Annotated in this window: 16 protein-coding genes; 10 read left to right on the top strand and 6 right to left on the bottom strand. The window is 45.7% G+C overall.

All coding sequences use genetic code 11. The features are described from left to right. Positions 1–25: 25 nt before the first annotated feature. Together V7Q33_RS09245 and V7Q33_RS09240 are read right to left on the bottom strand one after the other, a co-directional pair. A complete protein-coding gene (locus tag V7Q33_RS09245) occupies positions 26–751 on the bottom strand; it encodes a hypothetical protein (RefSeq protein WP_331979936.1) in 726 nt (241 codons plus the stop codon). A gap of 33 nt (positions 752–784) precedes the next feature. Next, positions 785–2,656: an LTA synthase family protein gene (locus V7Q33_RS09240; RefSeq protein WP_333819661.1), complete on the bottom strand. Its 1,872-nt coding sequence runs from the start codon at positions 2,654–2,656 to the stop codon at positions 785–787. 45 nt (positions 2,657–2,701) lie between these two features. Here V7Q33_RS09240 and V7Q33_RS09235 point away from each other — a divergent pair, with 45 nt between their 5' ends. Continuing rightward, positions 2,702–4,405 (top strand): amidohydrolase, encoded by a 1,704-nt coding sequence (locus V7Q33_RS09235; RefSeq protein WP_442945928.1) that lies wholly within the window; start codon positions 2,702–2,704, stop codon positions 4,403–4,405. Positions 4,406–4,666: 261 nt separating this feature from the next. On the opposite strand, the gene V7Q33_RS09230 is transcribed toward V7Q33_RS09235, so the two are convergent. From V7Q33_RS09230 to V7Q33_RS09220, 3 genes are all read right to left on the bottom strand, one after another. Then, entirely contained in the window at positions 4,667–6,139 is a 1,473-nt protein-coding gene (locus V7Q33_RS09230; protein ID WP_331979932.1) for a multinuclear nonheme iron-dependent oxidase, read from the bottom strand. Continuing rightward, positions 6,123–6,374 (bottom strand): hypothetical protein, encoded by a 252-nt coding sequence (locus tag V7Q33_RS09225; RefSeq protein WP_331979930.1) that lies wholly within the window; start codon positions 6,372–6,374, stop codon positions 6,123–6,125. The genes V7Q33_RS09230 and V7Q33_RS09225 overlap by 17 nt, the downstream gene beginning before the upstream one ends. A gap of 100 nt (positions 6,375–6,474) precedes the next feature. Continuing rightward, positions 6,475–8,316 (bottom strand): hypothetical protein, encoded by a 1,842-nt coding sequence (locus V7Q33_RS09220; RefSeq protein ID WP_333819659.1) that lies wholly within the window; start codon positions 8,314–8,316, stop codon positions 6,475–6,477. Positions 8,317–8,663: 347 nt separating this feature from the next. Here V7Q33_RS09220 and V7Q33_RS09215 point away from each other — a divergent pair, with 347 nt between their 5' ends. The 4 genes from V7Q33_RS09215 to V7Q33_RS09200 are packed head-to-tail and all read left to right on the top strand — an operon-like array spanning position 8,664 to position 11,528. After that, the gene (locus V7Q33_RS09215) at positions 8,664–9,434 is read left to right on the top strand and encodes a hypothetical protein (protein ID WP_331983641.1); all 771 of its coding nucleotides are present in this window, start codon (positions 8,664–8,666) and stop codon (positions 9,432–9,434) included. Positions 9,435–9,462: 28 nt separating this feature from the next. Beyond that, entirely contained in the window at positions 9,463–10,110 is a 648-nt protein-coding gene (locus tag V7Q33_RS09210) for a hypothetical protein (protein WP_333819658.1), read from the top strand. Further along, entirely contained in the window at positions 10,080–10,874 is a 795-nt protein-coding gene (locus tag V7Q33_RS09205; protein WP_333819656.1) for a sensor histidine kinase, read from the top strand. The genes V7Q33_RS09210 and V7Q33_RS09205 overlap by 31 nt, the downstream gene beginning before the upstream one ends. A gap of 3 nt (positions 10,875–10,877) precedes the next feature. Next, the gene (locus V7Q33_RS09200) at positions 10,878–11,528 is read left to right on the top strand and encodes a response regulator transcription factor (protein ID WP_331983635.1); all 651 of its coding nucleotides are present in this window, start codon (positions 10,878–10,880) and stop codon (positions 11,526–11,528) included. Between the two features lie 88 nt (positions 11,529–11,616). On the opposite strand, the gene V7Q33_RS09195 is transcribed toward V7Q33_RS09200, so the two are convergent. Further along, on the bottom strand, positions 11,617–12,837 hold the full coding sequence (locus V7Q33_RS09195; RefSeq protein WP_331983633.1) for an acyl-CoA dehydrogenase family protein: 1,221 nt from the start codon (positions 12,835–12,837) through the stop codon (positions 11,617–11,619). A gap of 70 nt (positions 12,838–12,907) precedes the next feature. Here V7Q33_RS09195 and V7Q33_RS09190 point away from each other — a divergent pair, with 70 nt between their 5' ends. The 5 genes from V7Q33_RS09190 (at position 12,908) to V7Q33_RS09170 (ending at position 18,633) form a co-directional block, all read left to right on the top strand. After that, positions 12,908–13,867, top strand: coding sequence for a tryptophan 2,3-dioxygenase family protein (locus tag V7Q33_RS09190; RefSeq protein ID WP_333819654.1), 960 nt, complete (start codon positions 12,908–12,910; stop codon positions 13,865–13,867). Positions 13,868–13,907: 40 nt separating this feature from the next. Continuing rightward, complete coding sequence (gene cysM, locus V7Q33_RS09185; RefSeq protein ID WP_331983629.1) at positions 13,908–14,786, top strand: cysteine synthase CysM; 879 nt, start codon at positions 13,908–13,910, stop codon at positions 14,784–14,786. A 143-nt stretch (positions 14,787–14,929) separates the two neighbouring features. Beyond that, positions 14,930–15,586, top strand: a complete 657-nt coding sequence (locus V7Q33_RS09180; RefSeq protein WP_333819652.1) for a GDSL-type esterase/lipase family protein — start codon at positions 14,930–14,932, stop codon at positions 15,584–15,586. Positions 15,587–15,681: 95 nt separating this feature from the next. Beyond that, a complete protein-coding gene (locus V7Q33_RS09175; protein ID WP_331983627.1) occupies positions 15,682–16,206 on the top strand; it encodes a Dps family protein in 525 nt (174 codons plus the stop codon). 75 nt (positions 16,207–16,281) lie between these two features. After that, positions 16,282–18,633 carry a transglycosylase domain-containing protein gene (locus tag V7Q33_RS09170; protein WP_331983625.1) on the top strand — a complete coding sequence of 784 codons (2,352 nt, stop codon included), beginning with the start codon at positions 16,282–16,284 and terminating at the stop codon, positions 18,631–18,633. Positions 18,634–18,658: the final 25 nt, after the last annotated feature.

Below are 18,658 nucleotides of genomic sequence, written 5' to 3'. Positions count from 1 at the left end.
CCTGGGACTACATCGACTACGCGGTTTAGCGCCTTCTCCTTTTCATCTTCATTTTCTTCGGAGCGGAAGGTCCGCCACCGGAATTAAAGATGAGGCCGATAGAAAACTCAAGACCTGTAAAATCAATTTTAGCCTGAGCATAATCAACCTCTTTGGTTTCAAGTGTTGTGTTGCCGCCGGTATAAGAACCTTTCAACGGAAACTTCGATGCACCCATCAGATAATTCGTTTCGATGGATACACCTACCTGGCTTGTTACATATACTGTGAGCTCTGCACCGGCATGGTAGCCCCAGCCGGGCTTGTTACTAAACGTGAGATCGCTGTTGGCAACCTGCCAGTTCTCATACGTACGTATGGCGCGATCGAAGTTGCCATAGTTCAGCTTCTGGTCAAATCCGTGAAAACCGAATACACCGCCTTTAACATCGAACTCAACATTCTGTCCCTGCAGCTGAATAACCAGCTCAACGGGAACGAAGAGCGTAAAGTTAGGACCGATGAGCGGAGATTTACTTTCAAAGGGAAGGTCTTTCATATTCAACCCCGACATACGGTATAGCGATGCACCGGTCTCCAGGGCAAGAAAGCGATTAATGTTAAAGCCTAATCCTCGAATGGAAAAAGGACTGATGGGTGTAGAGAAGTATCCGTTCTTCGGAAGGAAATAGGAGAATGACAGGCCGAACTCCTGTGCGTGTGCAGCCGTGGTGCACATAATAACAATTATCAGTATGGATAATTTCTTCATGGCTGTTGTGGGGGGTAATGAAATATACTATATCTATCGCTTGTTGTAGTCGCTGAACAATATCTGCTGATAGGCTTTGCTTAGTTCGATATCATGTTCATCAACGTTCTCTTTTTTCAGGAACTGCTTGCCCGGGTTATCATAAACGATGAACTTATCGGGCATCACAAAACCATATCCGTCTGTAAAGAAGAACGGTGCAAAGGGCACAACCTTGTTGCCGAGAATATCTTTACTGAACAAAAATTCCGGCGATGACTTATCGAGCTGTGCCAGCAACGTGTTGGCAATATCCGTTTGCCCTGCTATGGTATGGATAACGCTATCTTTTTTGATAGGCCCGCCCACCATCAATAGCGGAATACGGAATCGCTCGCGCGTATATAGCGATTTATTGCCAGGATGCCGGTGACCGTGATCAGCAGTCATGATAACAATCGTATTATTCCACCACGGCTGTTTTTTGCACGACCGTATAAAGTCACCAATGCTTTTGTCGGTATAGTGGCAGGCATTCAGGAAAAGCGATTCCTCATCTTGCCCCTGGATATAGGGGTCCATCGGCACATCAAAAGGTTCGTGACTGCTCAATGTTAAAATTACTTTGAAGAAAGGAGTGCGTGTGGTGTCGAGTTCTGCCAGCGCTTTGTTGAACATATAGTGATCGTGCACGCCCCACTTGGAAGTATTCAGATTACCGGGGAAATCGTCCATGTCGGTGATGTGATCAAACCCACCGTTGGTGAGGTATGACCGGAAATTGGCAAAGTCAACATCACCACCGTATATAAATGAACTCTTGTATCCCAGTGCATGCATGTGCTTGTTCAGGTGGGGCAGCCGTTGTGTTTTGGCCGGATAGCGGATGATTGAAGTTTGTGGCTGAGCCGGGTAACCGCTTAGCACGCTGATCATACCTTTGTCGGTGCGATCGCCACTTGCATAAAAGTTATCGAATAATATACCTTCCTTACAAAGCCCGGTGAAGTTAGGACACAGGTCTTTTATACCGCCCAGCGGTTCAATCACATCCGCTGTAAAACTTTCAATAATGATAACGATAATGTTGGGTTTTGCAGCACTCCACAATCTGGCAGTAGAATCGCTTGCGGGATATAGCGAAGCGAAAAGTGGTTCTGCTTTTTGTTTGTCGAAAAAATTCTCCGGGTAACTGCTCTGTGCACTTTTGCGGATACTATATAAAAAATTCCAGAGCACGTTAATGGCCGCATGGTTGGCATATACTTTCGTTTTGTGAAAGTATACAAAACCCGTGTTCATCGGTGCTACGCTAAAGCTGCCCCGTATAGGAAGGAACATCAATCCTGCCGCGGCCAGCAGTACAAAGGCTGATTTCTTTTGCTGTGCCGGTGGCAATACCTTTGTATACCGGCCAATCGTATATATATAGATCCACCCGCACGCAGCAGAAAGGATAATCCAGATGGCGATTCCCTTTATCCATACCCACGTACTTACACTTCCTACAGCACCCGAGCCCATGTAGAAGAACGGTGTGTTGTTGATACGAAAGCCCCAGTGCCGGTATAGTTCCATATCGATCACTACCACCAGCGAGCTCAGTATTGTTACTGCCAGATTGGTATACGTAAGAGCCGGATGTATCCAGCGCCCTGGTATAACGGCAGAGATGGTGAGCAGCAACCCCGAGAACGCCAGCAGGTAGCCCGCCATACTTCCATCCATGCGCAAGCCGTGCAGCATGGTTTGAAAGATCTCGTAAGCAGAAAGTTGGGCAGTCAGGTCATAGTTATACGTCAGAAAGATTCCGCGTATCACAATCATATATCCCAGCCAGTAAAATATCAGTAGCAGAAAAATCCAAAGCCTTGCACGCATATCCAGCATATAATCCGTAAAGATAATAGCTGCATACTTCTTCAATAATTTATCCTTAACATTAACACCACGAAACCAAACTCAACTGTCGTGAGAAAATATGCAACCTTCGCGCTGGTCCTTATGCTGCTGGCGCAATGCACCACCCGGCAAACGCCTGCTGATCTGCTAATTAAAGGCGGAACGATTTATACGATGGATGCCGCGCATCCGCAGGCAGAGGCGGTAGCCGTAACGGGCGATAAAATTGTTTTCGCCGGTTCGGCACAAGATGCAGCCCGCTATGCAGGTGCCGACACAAAAGTGATAGACCTGCAAGGCAAGACAATGATGCCCGGCTTTATAGAAGGTCATGCACACCTGATGGGTATTGGCTACAATGAACTGAATCTTGACCTGATGAACATCAAAAGCTTTGAGGAGATGATTGAGAAAGTAAAGGAGGCGGCCAGTAAAGCAAAGCCCGGGCAATGGATTGTAGGCCGCGGATGGCATCAGGACAAATGGACTGTGAAACCTGATAAAGTGGTGAAGGGTTTTCCGGTGCACACCAAGTTGAGCGAAGTATCTCCCAATAACCCGGTGTTTCTCTGGCATGCCAGTGGCCATGCTGCATTTGCCAACGCGAAGGCCATGGAAATTGCCGGTGTGTCGCTGGTAACAAAAGAAAATATACAGGGTAAAAATACAGAAGGCGGAGAGATCATCCGCGATGAAATGGGCAACCCCACCGGTTTGTTCAATGAACAAGCCATGACGCTCGTGTCAAGTCATATACCACAAGCCACGGTCGAAACAGATGCACAGGCGCTTGATCTTGCTATTAAAGCATGCCTGCGAAATGGTATCACCAGTTTTCATGATGCCGGTGTGAGTCGCGAAAACATTGATCTATACCATCAGTTCAAAAATGAAGGTAAGCTCAGCGTGCGCATGTATGTAATGCTTACAGGCTGGGATCGCGATCTTATTTATGAGTGGCTACGGAAAGGACCGGAGATAGATTCTGCGCATATACTTACCATTCGTTCCATCAAATTAAATTGTGATGGTGCGCTCGGGTCGCGTGGTGCGTGGCTATTGGAGCCCTATACCGATCGGCCCGGATTTTCAGGCATGGCGACACTATCCATGGATACGGTGTTGAAGACTTCACGTGAAGCGTTGAAGCATGGCTTCCAGGTATGTTCGCATGCGATTGGCGATCGCGCCAATCGCGAGATACTTGATCGGTATGAAACTGCATTCAGGGAAAATCCTTCCGTAAAAGATCATCGCTTTCGTATTGAGCATGCGCAGCACATTGATCCGAAAGATCAGCCACGTTTTGCAACGCTCGGTGTTATTCCTGCCATGCAGGCTATACACATGTCGTCTGACAGACCGTGGGCCATTGAAAGACTGGGAGAGAAGCGCATCAGGGAAGGCGCCTATAAATGGCAGACGTTATTGAAGTCGGGGGCCAGGATCGTGAATGGCACCGATGCCCCTGTAGAGCCTGTTAATCCTATACCTTGCTTCTATGCAGCCGTTACTCGCAAGACACTGAAGGGCGAACCCGAAGGTGGCTATGAACCCGAAGAAAAGATGACACGCGAACAGGCTTTGCGTTCCTATACATTAGATGCTGCCTATGGCGCGTTCGAAGAAAATATCAAAGGCTCTATTGAACCGGGCAAGCTCGCAGACTTCACCGTTTTCACGCAAGACCTGATGACAATACCAGAATCAGCTATACTCAAAACCGAAGTAGCCATGACAATTATAGGAGGGAAAGTAGTTTTTAGCCGTTAGTGGTTATCCGTTAAAAGTTAATCGTTATTAGTTATCAGTTATTTAGAAGAGGTATATCAATGATTGTATTTTAATGGTTTGTGATTTCTCTGAGAGCCCAATCACACACACCGCCATTAATTTGTAACGGATAACTATTAACGTGTAACGGTTAACAGATATAACCATTACAAATCACCGATTGCTTCCCGCGTTGTGGCAAGGCGCAGGTCGCAACCAGTGAAATGTGTTGGTTAAGATTAAAACTACTGCAACTATAGATCAATTATGAAATACCGTGTTGTATTGCATAAGCGATTTATCTTTTTGATGGAGATCATCCGGCTCAATATCTACCGCATAGATCGCTTGCGCGGGCGGCAGTTCCGGCTTCTTATAGTTTAGCAACGACTCAAACAATATAAAAGGATCGCAGTCGAAATTTACCGTTCGCGGTTGTCCGTCCATACGTGTGTAGCCGGATGCCAGCTCAAATTCCAGTAATGTTTGCAGGTGTGGTATATCCAGCGATAGCGCTGATATATACCGGGCAAACCGTTCACCACTGGCAAAAATGAAAAGCTCCGAAGGATTCGTGGCACAATAATGTCGCAGCATGGCGTTGAACTTTTCATGGCCCAGGGTAAGGCGGATAAGACGGCTGCTCATTTTCAATGCGCTTACAATAGCTGAAGCGCGAAATTCAAATATAAGGTCTTTGATAATTTCTGTTCCCTTGTCTTGTTGAAGAAATGTTGTCAGTACATGTTCTTCTGAGTGATTGTTAACAACGCTGCCCAGTATATATTCCCATTCGGCTGATGTAGTTGTATTGTCGGCAGAAGTAGTCAGCGGAATGGCGCGCGCGGGTTGTTGCGCTGTGCCACGCTCATCCCACAAGCGGTGCATAGCAATAAACTGGTTTTCAATATCCGATAGAGCAATCGAACGATTATAATATTCCGGGAGCATTTCAAAAATAATACTTCGCAAAGCCGGCAGTTTTCGGATAATATCCCGCGACAGTTCCAGTAATTCGGCTGAGCTAACGGCCGAGTGTGCATCGAGGTAATAATCTTTATAGTACATGCCACCTGCCAGGTGAATTTCAGCAACGCGTTCCAGCGGAAGCTGATTGATAAAGTCTTTCACTTTTTGACGTCCGTTCTTTTCATTGGCCAGCAGGTTGTGCAAGTCGAGTAAAATATAGGAGTCGCTTTCTTCTGCAATGCGCGCTATAAATTCACCATCGGGAATTTCGCCCGGCTGCGGTTGCAGATAGTTTGTGCCAGTCTCGAACGCGAAAGGTATATCAAAATGTTTTTTGTAGTGAGCGATGTTGTATACAGCCGTAGCTATACCGTGCTCATTCTGCAACGGTGGAAGCAGAAAGTTAGCCTGATGTATACTGCCGGAGCGATCGGTATATTTGTTGAAGCTCAGGTGTTCGCTTATATATCTGGGCTTCAGCAACGCTGCATGTTCCTGCAGCGTTTTAAAATGCGTAGCCTGCGGAAGTATAGTGCCCCCGATGGGGAAACCCACACCGTGAAATATCTTTGGCTGCGGGCATGCTTGCAGAAATGTTGTTATCTGCGGATCGATGGTAAAGGAATCACTCTCCAGGGATTCCTTGAACCATGATGTTTGAGGCTCAACCTCAATCACGTCAATGTACCTGGAAAGTGATTCTACTACAGGTTCAAGACCTGCAAAGTAAATCAGTCCGACACCGGTGTCAGTATACCTGTTCATTGATTCTGATACCGTTGAAGATAGGGTTTACTTCGAGTTGTTCGTTTACTACGAAACGATCTTCAATTTCGTATTGTATCCAACGGCCGGAGTGACATCCGCCACAACCTAACTGTCCGAGGATTTTTTGGGTAACCTTCGTCAGCGAGTCGAAGTCATAGGCTACAGAAGCCGGAACACTTACCCGCACAACCGGATGGGCTATAGCAGGTTGAATACTTTTAAATCTTTTCATACAAAACGGTTTTTGAGAAAATTACCTACTCTATACCCTTTTCGGCATCCGGGGCTTACTCTGTTAAAGGATTTTCAGCATATTCCTATAGTATATTTTGCTATCGGCAAAAGAGTATTACCGGATAGTCTTTGGCAACGTCATTATACTCGCCATCGGTAAGCTTGCGCCTTGTTGTCAGTGCCAGCCTGTAAGCACAGGATGGCCAGGTGTTGAAGGCCGGGTTAACGGTGCCCGGATTGGCAAAGTCTATCGTATCGGCTTTGCCTCTTGGAAGTATAAGCGTTGGGCCCGATGCATTGGTAATGGTAATACCAGACGGTATAGCTGCTGATGAAACGCCAAGGCCCCACGCTGCCATCAACTCATGATCTGCTGTATAGTGTACATGAGCATTTGTTGTAATCGGGTTACATCCACTACCGCCACCCGTTGTCAGTTCTTCAAGCGTTAACATACTGTGCTCATTCCAGTTGTTGATATGGATAAGCGCTTGTATAGATTGCTCTCTGAAATTGGATGAGGCAGGATTAGAAGGATCATCGGTTGTCTGAAATGCAAAAGATACCTTCTTCCCGTTTTTAGGCACAGCAGGTATATTTCCGGCTGTATCGGCAGCAACTTTTGGATCTCCGCCAGGAACGATCGTGTTGGAGTCAATCCACAGAAGTGGTCCATAGAATCCATTGTCCAGACCAACCTGGTCTACACGAACCCATCCATTGGCATCGAGTCTAAGTACGTGATCCGGGATAGGGTTGGGAGCATTGTCAGCAGGAATACTGTCTGCCGCAGATGCCGGTTGATTTTTGTCAATCACTATATCCTGAAAAGCAGTAATGCCTCCCCATGTAATTTGACGAACACCAACTTTTATTCGCAGGTATATATTCGCTTCGGTTACAGGAGCCCAAGGCGAACCATCCACCGAGTATACAAAGCGATAATACAACGGCATGGAAGGTGCCGTCGGAACTTTTTTGGTGGCGTAACCCACCAGTTTGATAGCACTAAAAAAACCATAACCTGTATCTCCGGCAAAAGAACGGTCATGGGTAGTCAGACCGGAACCATCAATATCCGAAGTAATATTATAGTTGCCAACATGTGTAAACCACGGAACATCAACAGGCACCGATTTTACACACAGTTTTACACAGAAACAATTGTGGGCATTGGTTCTGTCTGCGCGATGACCGGTTTGACGATCTTCTTTCAGAAGCACAAGCCCTGACGGTGTCTCTACTCTAAAGTATATATCCGGGCCTGCCGGCCATTCAACATTGAGCCATGAAAATATAGTCTTCGAGAAATCAGCCGAAGTATAGGTAATTTTAAAATGCCCGTTGACATCGGTGTATGCCGATCCCAGTGGATCATCTTGGAGCAGGTCAACATCAAATGCGAAGACGCGCACACCTTCCACGGCTTTACCGGTTTCACAATCAACAACACGGCCGCAGATTACCCATAGGTCGAGTATGCGTAATATGAGGCACCACCACTTGGCAGCAACGCAATATTCCCAGCCGAAATAATTTACCGCCTGGTTGTCGGTTCCTTTTTCGCGCCACTGTGGTTGCAGAGTAGTAATGTGAAACTGGAACTCTTCAAATTTTCTGGGTGGAACCGGCTTGTGATAATTGTTTCCACAAACGAAGTCTATTTCAAATGCTTCCCCACTATATTTTTCTTTTTCTCCCAACTCGAAAGTAAATGCGCCGCTGGCATCCGTTGTAGTTTCTGCGATGAGTAATTTCTGCTTTGCTTTTAACTCATCGGCATGTACCTGGTGAAAGGTCTGGTTGGCATCCGCTACAGCCAGTATGGTTACACTCTCACTTCTGGATGGTCGGTAGAGACGTACTTTCACGCGATCGAGCGGCTCTGAACAATCATTGCAAAAGAAGCCGCAAAGTTTTCCTTTAAAAACGTAACTCATGATTAAGGTCTTTTAGTATAAATTTTAGCAAACGGTTTTGCCGATCTCTTCCGGAAGATGCTGGCGTTTTCGTGTAACAATATTCGGAGTAAACCGGGCGGTGAACAATGTGCTGCTAACTGAAAAGCCCTTTGTAAATAGCGATTTATAACACCGTTATTTAACGGAAGGAGTGTGTGCATTACACTATAAATACACTTGGGATAAAGTTAAATATGGCGATCGCATAAGATTTAGCCACATATAAGGGTGATTTTAACCGATGTGGCGAGACAGCCCCTTTCAATACTTTCTTTTCCTGTCTATTTTTAATTGTACCTATTTCCCACTAAACAAACTATAGCATTATGAAATCACGCGTTGTTTCTGCCAGTCTGATCATGATGGGCACACTCTTGTTCCTTCTTGCTTGCAAACCCGATCCCGCTGTGGTGGTAAACTGTTACAACTGTAAACAGGATAAATTTTATGGTCTTACTGTGGAAGAGTTTATGAAAGGTGTTGCACGCTATGGCGATACACATGCGGCACTGGTAAATGCGGCTCCATTTATGACTGTCGATAGTCTGAAGGCATCGAGAAGCTGTTGGTATTCTATCGATACACTCAAAAAATTTATATGTCTTATAGAAGAGTATTCCAGACAGGTAGACGTTAAGCCCGAAGAGCTGGGCATACGGTTCTATTACGCAGTATATCCTGCCAATGGGCCGATGCACAACGGGCAGAACTATAAGAGCCTGCATACGCTTTTTATGGTGCCCACCGTGCAACAGAAAGGTGATGCCGTTCCGGTTGATTTTGATCCGCGTTACTCTGCCAAATACTTCTCAGAAAGTGGTGCCGTAAAGAGCGATGTTGCCGACAGCAATGATGTGAAAAAAGAGAAGTACGATCAGAAACAGGATCAGGGAAAAGTCGATCAAAAGGAAACGGATGGCAAACTCACCTATATACCATTACTGAAAATGCCGAAAACTGAAAAGCCGTTGGTGCTGGATTTAACGTCTGCCAATGCCGCGGCTACTTCCGGCATGGTGAAGAACCAGGGATTGTTATGTCCGCCAACCTGTAGTGATGCCACCGCTGCTGTGCTCAGTGCCAGTAGAAGTTATTAACATTGTGTAAAGTAAAAGCAGATGTTGTATGAATCGATATATACCGTACTTCGAGTTCGCTGCATTTTTAAGTTCGTTACTGGCTTTTCCCGTTATAAAAAACAGTAAATACCTCCGGTTGTTCCCGGTGTTACTGTTAATGATCGTGCTGGTAGAAGTATACCAGCTGTTCTTTGCAGCGAAAGGAAGCGTGAACGCCTCGATGTACAATATTATGATTCCCCTGCAATACCTGCTTTACCTCATCATTTTTTACCTGGCAGTGAATCAGCCCGGGTATAAGCGCTTTCTGCTGGCATCGGCAGTAGTGCTGGTTGCGTTCAGTGCTGTAACACAGGTGCTCTTCCTGGAAGAGAATCATTTTAATGTATTGGCCTATTGCCTCGGTTCCATCCTGGTAATTATAGGTTCTATTATGAAGCTATACGAGATGTTGCAAAACCCAACCGACTTCAATTTTCTTAGAAAGCCATTCTTCTACATGCTGTTTGCATTCCTGTTGTTTACAACGGGCACGCTTCCGTATTTTGCTATGAGCAACTGGCTTTACATTGTTACAACATACAAAAATATACTGCAGATGCTGGTCAATGTAATGAGCATTATGAACTATGTTTTATATACTACTTATACAGTTATGTTTTTATGGATGATACAAAGGAAGGATTACTCCTGATCGGCACATCGATGATCGTGCTGATCGTATTCCTGCTGGCTGTATTGGCAGTGATGTTCATATACCGGAAGCGCAAGCTGGAGCACCAGGAGGAAATCGAAGACATGCACGAACGCTTTTCGCGTGAGCTGATGCAGGCACAGATTGAAGTACAACAACAGACGATGCAAAACATCGGCCGCGAGATACACGATAATGTAGGGCAGAAGCTGACCCTGGCAGCACTCTATGCACAACAGGTAACCAGTGATAACCTGGAGTCGCTCAAGCGGATCACAACAATCGCTGATATTATAAATGAATCGCTATCCGATCTGCGTAGTCTTTCGCGCAACCTTACCGACAATAATTACCTGCACATTGATCTGTACCAACTGATCAGTGCAGAATTTATGAAAGTACAGGCAGCCGGTTTTGCACAAGCCGAAATTCATACCACGCACATGAAAATACAGGCGTCTGCTGCGGTGAAAAGTTTTGTGTTGCGTATTTTACAGGAGTTTTTGCAGAACAGTGTAAAACATTCCGGCTGTACAAAACTGAATCTCGACTTTCAGTTCGAAGGGAACGGACTTGCGATACAAGCGGCTGATAACGGGAAGGGATTTATACAGGGCGATGGAGCCATTAATGCCAAAGGTATAGGTCTTGGTAATATGAAACGAAGAGCAGACATTATCGGTGCAGAATTTACATTGGAGAGCACACCGGGAAGCGGAACGCGCATGAAACTATATATACCAGCCCATAAACTAAACGCCTGATTTATGCAGCACTCTGTAGTTGTTGTAGACGATCATATACTGATAGCCGAAGCCCTTAGCGGCATCATCGAAAAGTTCAGGCGATACAAAGTATTGTACGAGGCGGAGAATGGTAAAGCCCTCATGGAAAGATTTCAACAGCCGGGAAATATACCCGACATCGTATTGGTTGATATAAATATGCCCGTGATGAATGGCTTCGATACAGCACAATGGCTCACGCAGCACCACCCCGGTATACGCATCCTAGCATTGTCGATGCAGGATGAAGAAGAAACGTTGCTCAAGATGATCCGTTGTGGTGCCAAAGGATACCTGCTCAAAAATGTGCACCCGATGGAACTGGAGAAAGCACTCGATGCCCTGGTAGATAAAGGATATTATTACCCCGACTGGATAGCACATAAAGTTCTTATGAGTTTATCGAATGAAAAAGAAACTGCCCCTGCAGTAAAGATTGCATTGAACGACCGCGAGATGGATTTTCTTCGCTATGCCGCCACGGAGCTCACCTATAAAGAGATTGCAGAAAAAATGTTTTGCAGCCCACGCACTGTAGAAAGCTACCGCGACAACCTCTTCGAAAAATTCGGACTCAAAACGCGCGTAGGATTAGTAATGTACGCGCTGCGAAACGGATTGATTCAATTATAGAAATAAAAGCCCCCACAGAACTCACAGACTTACACAGAATATATTTGCATTGATCTGTGTTTATCGGTGAGTTCTGTGGGAAATAAATTTAAACAAAAGCAGGTATCCCCGTAATAGTATTGCCAAGGATCAGCAGATGTATATCATGTGTACCCTCGTACGTAACAACCGATTCGAGGTTCATCATGTGGCGCATAATCGGATATTCTCCGGTTATACCCATGCCGCCATGGATCTGTCTCGCCTCACGCGCAATCTCCAATGCCACCTGCACACTGTTTCGTTTCGCCATAGAGATTTGTGGTGTAGTAGCTTTACCTTCATTCATCAATACACCTAATCGCCAGTTAAGCAATTGTGCTTTTGTGATTTCCGTTAGCATCTCTGCCAGTTTCTTTTGTACCAGTTGGAAAGAAGCGATCGGCTTGCCGAACTGAACGCGTTCCAATGCATATCGTCTGGCAGAATCATAGCAGTCCATGGCTGCACCTATAGCGCCCCACGCTATACCATAACGGGCAGAGTCGAGGCACATGAGTGGAGCACCCAAACCATTTTTATTCGGAAGTAAATTTTCTTTCGGCACCTTAACATTGTCGAACACCAGCTCACCCGTTGTGCTTGCCCGCAACGACCATTTGCCATGTGTTTCCGGTGTAGTAAATCCGGGCATGCCGCGTTCAACGATCAGTCCGTGAATCCGGCCTTGCTCATTCTTGGCCCATACCACCGCAACGTCTGCCCTGGGCGAATTGGATATCCACATCTTGGCGCCATTCAACAGGTAATGATCACCCATGTCTTTAAAATTGGTGACCATACCCCCCGGGTTCGAACCATGGTCGGGCTCCGTTAATCCGAAGCACCCCAGCCATTCACCGGAAGCGAGTTTGGGCAAGTATTTTTTGCGTTGAGCCTCATTGCCGAATTTATAGATCGGGTACATGACAAGCGAACCCTGCACCGATGCCGTAGAGCGCATGCCCGAGTCACCGCGTTCAATTTCCTGCATGATCAGTCCGTAGGCTATATAATCGAGGCCACCACCGCCATATTCAGCAGGAATTGTAGGGCCAAAGGCTCCAATTTCACCGAACTTCTTTACAATCTCGTATGGAAAATGCGCACGCTGCGCCCAATCTTCTATATAGGGCGATATCTCCCGTTTTACAAAGTCGCGGATCGAATTGCGGATAAGCTTGTGTTCTTCCGTCAGCAGATCGTCAAGCATATAAAAATCCGGATGATCGAAAGCATCCTGCTTCATCGATTTTTTTGTCTGGGTTCCGGTCGCTGTTTGTGTTGACATACAGATTAGGATTAATGAGTTAACTTTGATGCCAATTTACACAAGTATTTTACATTCTGAGGTTTTTACAATGGAAGGTAATAAGGTTGATGCTGAACTTGTAAGTCAGCTTAAAAAGTTGCAGGCCAAATATGATGCCATGGGGCAGGACCTCTCTTCCTACCTGGATGGTTTGCTATATTCAGACTATCTCACGTATTGGGATTACATTCATCTCGATACATTGCTAAGTCTGCAAAGTCCGAAGACACAATTTCCGGATGAGAAAGTATTTATCATGTATCACCAGATTACTGAATTATATTTCCGGTTAATCCTGCATGAGTTGGAACAAGTCACGGCTCGCGAAAATCCGGATGAAGATTTTTTCATCGATCGCCTCGATCGTATCGTGCGCTATTTTCGTCATCTCGAAAATTCGTTCGATATCATGGTGAAAGGCATGGAGCGCGAGCAGTTTCTGAAGTTCAGAATGGCGCTGCTTCCTGCCAGCGGTTTTCAGTCGGCACAATACAGGCTTATCGAAATATACTCTACCGATATGATAAACCTGGTGAATGCAACCGAGCGCAACCAGATCAACAACCATGAGATTAGTACATTACTTGAAAAACTATATTGGCGCAGTGGTGCAACCGAACTGGCTACCGGTAAAAAGACGCTGACGTTGCAACAGTTCGAACAAAAGTATATGCGCGATTTCCATGACACCGGTGTGCGTATGAAAGACCGGAATCTGCGCCAGCTATATACTAAATATTTTGCTGCATCGCCTCGAAAAGATGAAATTGCATCACGGCTTCGGGCACTCGATACACTGTCGAATGTACTTTGGCCGCTGGCACATTTGAAATCGGCCGGACATTATTTGCATAAAGACCCTGAAGACATTAAGGCTACCGGAGGTACCAACTGGCAGAAATATTTGCCGCCCCGTTTCCGCAAGATCATATTCTTTCCCGAACTGTGGAGCGGAAAAGAAAAAGAAGAATGGGGCAAAGCTGCATTTGTAGCCGAAACTGATTATTAAAATTATTCGTTGGAGTCACAGAACTGTATCTACCCATTTTATGACACTTGAACAACTTATCGGCAATACACGACTGGTGGAATTGCAACATATACCTGTAAACAAACGCGTTACCATCTATGGAAAGCTGGAAGGTGATAACCCGGGAGGCAGTGTAAAAGATCGTGCAGCGTACGGTATGATTAAAGGTGCGCTCGACCGCGGAGATATAAAACGTGGCGATAAACTGGTAGAAGCCACCAGCGGAAATACCGGTATAGCACTCGCCATGATCGCACAGTTGATGGGACTTAACATGACGCTCATCATGCCTGATAACTCTACCCGCGAACGCGTATTGGCTATGGAAGCCTATGGCGCCAAAGTAATTCTGACGCCGGCAGCACGCACTATCGAATACTCGCGGCAGTTAGCGGAAGAGATGGCGGTAAAAGAAGGATACTATATATTAAATCAGTTTGCCAATGCCGATAACTACGGCATGCACTATAAAACTACCGGCCCCGAGATATGGCGTGATACACACGGTAAAGTAACACATTTCGTATCGGCCATGGGAACCACCGGCACCATTATGGGCGTATCGCGTTACCTGAAAGAACAGAACCCGGCCATAAAAATTGTAGGAACGCAGCCTACCGATGGCGCATGTATACCGGGCATCCGCCGATGGTCGCCAGAATTTTTGCCGAAGATATTTGAGCCACAGCGTGTCGATCGCGTGATCGATGTAAGCGAAGCGGATGCGCGCACGTATACCAGACGCCTCGCGCGCGAAGAAGGTATATTAGCCGGCATGAGCAGTGGCGGAGCACTCAGTGCCGCCATGAAAATCGCCAGTGAAATTGAAGAAGGTATAATTGTATTTATCATTTGCGATCGCGGTGACCGCTATCTAAGCTCCGATTTGTTTTCTTAATGTGCAATCAGGTATTCCTCTGATTGCACCGGAATACAAACAACTCAGTGTTAACAAATGCATGCGGTGCTTTTGAAAGTATACGTTGGTGTAATTGTTATTTGCATCTTTATACCAGACTCATATCTTGCTATAAAAAAGCTATGCACGCATTTCGCTATGTCGTTCTTTCGATACTTCTTTCTTCGTCTATACGCGTTCAGGCACAAGACCCGCTTCGCTTTGATCAGGAAGTGAAGAAATTGATTGCAGGCGATACCGCTATTACCAGAAAAAAGCTTATTCTCTTTACAGGCAGTTCCAGTATTCGTTTTTGGGGCGATATCAAAAAATATTATCCGCAGTATAATGTTGTGAACCGGGGCTTTGGCGGATCGCAGATGTCTGACCTTGTATACTATACCGATAAACTTATTCTTCCCTATAATCCAGAGCGCATCTTTATCTATGAAGGCGACAACGATCTGGCAGCCGGGAAGAAGCCAGAAGAAATACTTGCCGGTGCTGACAGTATCCTGAAATCCATACGCACACACCTGTCGAAGAAAGTGCCGGTGTTTTTTATTTCCCCCAAACCAAGCCTTGCCCGCTGGAAGCTGAAAGATCAATACATCCTCTATAATAAAATACTAAAAGACTGGATTGGATATCAGAAGAATGTTACCTATATCGATATGTGGACACCGTTGCTAAATGAAGAAGGCTATCCAAAGAAAGGTATATTCATCGATGATGGACTTCATCTGAACTCACAGGGCTACCTGATCTGGGCGCGGGTAATAGAACCGTATCTGCGATAGCTGTGTAATAAAATCCACGTTATACCACGGTCTCCTTTTGATTGCCGGCAGGAATAGTTCTTTATCCTGTATTGCAGAACTAAATTTTCTGCATCATGGATATCGAGAATGTAGCAAAGACACAATTAGATACTCGCCTGGCAAAGGCGAAGCCTATTAAGCTGGGATGGTCATCCGATGAGACAGATCGTATCGCAAGTGCATTGAACGAGCTGCTTGCTAACTTCCAGGTACACTATCAGAAGCTGAGAAATTATCATTGGAATGTAAAAGGCCAGGATTTCTTTGACCTGCATGAGCAATTTGAATTACTATATACAGAAGTAGCTCTGCATATAGACGAGATTGCAGAGCGCATTCGTGTATTCAGCCATACGCCGCTGAGTACGATGCACGATTATCTCGAACATTCTGCCATTAAGGAGACAGGCTCCGATCTGCAGGCAGAAGTAATGGTGCGCGAAGTATTAAGCGACTTCCGTATCTTACTTGGCTACCTGGTGAATGTGTTGAGCATTGCGTCAGAACAGGAGGATGCCGGTACGGAACAGATGATCAAAGGATACATTAAAAAGATCGAGAAACATCACTGGATGCTCACAGCATTTCTGGCTAAATAGTTATACAACGAGATTGATTCGGTATCGCGGAATATTTTGATGAAAATTGCGTTGTGTTAAAAACATTCACAGCGAATGACGAATCGACTCATGACTTTTGCCAAAAATATAGGAAAGAAAATACTGTCGCGATTTAGAGCCCAATCCCCTGTTAAAAAGATACTGTTTACAGGTGCCTTTTTAGCAGGGTTTTTTCTTGTCTTTTTTGCCGCACTATTTATCCTGGTGTGGATGGGAGTTTTCGGCAGGTTACCGGACCGAGATGAACTGCGTGCTGTAGAAAATCCACTGGCTACGGAAGTATATAGTGCCGACAGCGTATTGTTGGGGAAGTATTTTATACAGGAGCGATCAAATATACAATACGCAGACATTCCACAGCATTTGACCGATGTTGTGCTTGCTACAGAAGACATTCGATTCTTCGAACATGGTGCGATCGACACACGCAGCCTGACGCGGGTGTTTTTCAAGAGTATACTGTTGCAGCGGGAATCTTCCGGAGGAGGAAGTACACTTACCCAGCAGCTCGCCAAGAACTTATATCCACGGAAAAATTATTGGCTCTTCTCAACACCCATCAATAAAATGCGCGAAATGATCGTTGCCTCACGCCTCGAAGATATATATGATAAACCCGCTATTCTCACGCTTTATTTAAATACAGTTTCTTTTGGCGATAATACGTTTGGTATAGAAGCAGCAGCGCAACGATTCTATTCAGTGCACGCGCGCGGCCTTTCAGTGGACCAGGCTGCAGTACTCATTGGCATGCTCAAATCAACGTATGCTTATAATCCCAGAATATTTCCTGAGCGCTCACGACAGCGAAGAAATACTGTACTCGATCAATTACAGAAATACAATAAGCTTTCACAAGCGGAAGCCGATGCGAAGAAGAAATTGCCTATTAAACTTCAGTATAATAAAATTACCCACCACACCGGTCTGGCTCCGTATTTTCGTGAATATATCCGTCAGGAGTTGAAGGAGTGGTGTCGGCAGCATACCAAGCCAAATGGTGATCCTTATAATCTATATACAGATGGATTGAAGATATATACCACCATCGACTCACGCCTGCAGCAATATGCTGAAGAGGCTGTGAATAAACAGATGGTGTCGCTGCAAAAAGTATTTCGCAATCATTGGGGAAAACGCGATCCGTGGCAGCGCACTCCGGAATTACTGAATGAGGCTATTCGGAAATCAGACCGGTATAAATCACTTTCTGCCGAAGGACTTTCGCACGATAAGATCATGCAGGTAATGAAGACACCGGTACTGATGAGTGTATTAATGGATAACGGCGAACAGGAAATAATGATGAGTCCGGTGGACTCTATTCGCCATTATTTGAAATTTTTACAGGCCGGTGTATTGGCCATGGACCCCAAGCAGGGCGCTATACGTGTGTGGGTAGGAGGGATCAACCATCATTACTTTCAATATGATCACGTGCGCGAATCAACCAAGCGGCAGATCGGTTCTACTTTTAAACCCATTGTATATGCAGCAGCATTGGAGAACGGTGTTGACCCTTGCGATTTCTTTTCCGCAGCAAAAGTAGAATATACCAATATGCAAGGCTGGACTCCCGAGAATACAGAAGATAACTACGATTTGAAATACTCGCTTACCGGCGGCCTGGCTTATTCGGTAAACACCGTGTCTGTTCGCGTATTGGAGCAAGCGGGTATTGATAACACGGTAGCATTGGCGCGGAGGATGGGTATTGATAGCGATCTGCCCGCTGTACCCGCTATAGCGTTGGGTGCTGCTAATATATCCATGATGGAAATGGTGCGTGCCTATGCCTGCTTTCTCAACAACGGTAAACGTGTAGAACCTTTTTACATTACGGCTATAGCTGATCGGCAAGGTCAAGTATTGGAGGCATTTGAACCTGAACAACAAACTGAGCAGGCACTGTCACCCGAGCATGCGCAGATGATGGTACACATGCTAAAGCGTACAATCGATGAAGGCACCGGTGCCGGCATGCGTACACGCTATGGTATAAACAATGAGATGGCAGGGAAGACCGGCACCACACAATCCAATGCGGATGGCTGGTTTATAGCAATGACTCCCAATCTGGTGGTTGGTGCCTGGGTAGGTGCCGATGATCCGCGCATCCGCTTTCGCTCCACGGCGCTGGGTCAGGGAGCAAGAACAGCATTGCCCATCGTAGCCACTTTTTTCCAAAAGGTAAATGCCGACAAGGAACTCGCTTCCATCAGCAGGGCACATTTCCCTGAATTATCCTCATCACAACAGCGAAAGATATCCTGTGATCTATACCGTTCAGACACCAATGTCTTTCAACGCATCTTCGGCAAAAAGGAAAAAGAAACCAAGCGAGCCTTCGGTGAGAAAGAAAAGAAGAAGAACGGATTTTTCAGAAGACTCTTCGGAAAGGGATGATGGGACGGGTTTAGTTGGTATGTTG

The sequence above is a fragment of the Ohtaekwangia sp. genome (genome assembly GCF_036786105.1).
Lineage (GTDB): Bacteria > Bacteroidota > Bacteroidia > Cytophagales > Cyclobacteriaceae > Ohtaekwangia.
This window is presented reverse-complemented; position numbering and strand designations above follow the sequence as displayed.

Bases quoted from the DNA above. Each gene is read 5' to 3' on its own strand.
- V7Q33_RS09225 (WP_331979930.1), bottom strand. From the start codon at position 6,374: ATGAAAAGATTTAAAAGTATTCAACCTGCTATAGCCCATCCGGTTGTG.
- V7Q33_RS09170 (WP_331983625.1), top strand. From the start codon at position 16,282: ATGACGAATCGACTCATGACTTTTGCCAAAAATATAGGAAAGAAAATA.
- V7Q33_RS09210 (WP_333819658.1), top strand. From the start codon at position 9,463: ATGAATCGATATATACCGTACTTCGAGTTCGCTGCATTTTTAAGTTCG.
- V7Q33_RS09215 (WP_331983641.1), top strand. From the start codon at position 8,664: ATGAAATCACGCGTTGTTTCTGCCAGTCTGATCATGATGGGCACACTC.
- V7Q33_RS09205 (WP_333819656.1), top strand. From the start codon at position 10,080: ATGGATGATACAAAGGAAGGATTACTCCTGATCGGCACATCGATGATC.
- cysM (WP_331983629.1), top strand. From the start codon at position 13,908: ATGACACTTGAACAACTTATCGGCAATACACGACTGGTGGAATTGCAA.
- V7Q33_RS09180 (WP_333819652.1), top strand. From the start codon at position 14,930: ATGCACGCATTTCGCTATGTCGTTCTTTCGATACTTCTTTCTTCGTCT.
- V7Q33_RS09230 (WP_331979932.1), bottom strand. From the start codon at position 6,139: ATGAACAGGTATACTGACACCGGTGTCGGACTGATTTACTTTGCAGGT.
- V7Q33_RS09195 (WP_331983633.1), bottom strand. From the start codon at position 12,837: ATGTCAACACAAACAGCGACCGGAACCCAGACAAAAAAATCGATGAAG.
- V7Q33_RS09190 (WP_333819654.1), top strand. From the start codon at position 12,908: ATGGAAGGTAATAAGGTTGATGCTGAACTTGTAAGTCAGCTTAAAAAG.
- V7Q33_RS09245 (WP_331979936.1), bottom strand. From the start codon at position 751: ATGAAGAAATTATCCATACTGATAATTGTTATTATGTGCACCACGGCT.
- V7Q33_RS09175 (WP_331983627.1), top strand. From the start codon at position 15,682: ATGGATATCGAGAATGTAGCAAAGACACAATTAGATACTCGCCTGGCA.
- V7Q33_RS09200 (WP_331983635.1), top strand. From the start codon at position 10,878: ATGCAGCACTCTGTAGTTGTTGTAGACGATCATATACTGATAGCCGAA.
- V7Q33_RS09220 (WP_333819659.1), bottom strand. From the start codon at position 8,316: ATGAGTTACGTTTTTAAAGGAAAACTTTGCGGCTTCTTTTGCAATGAT.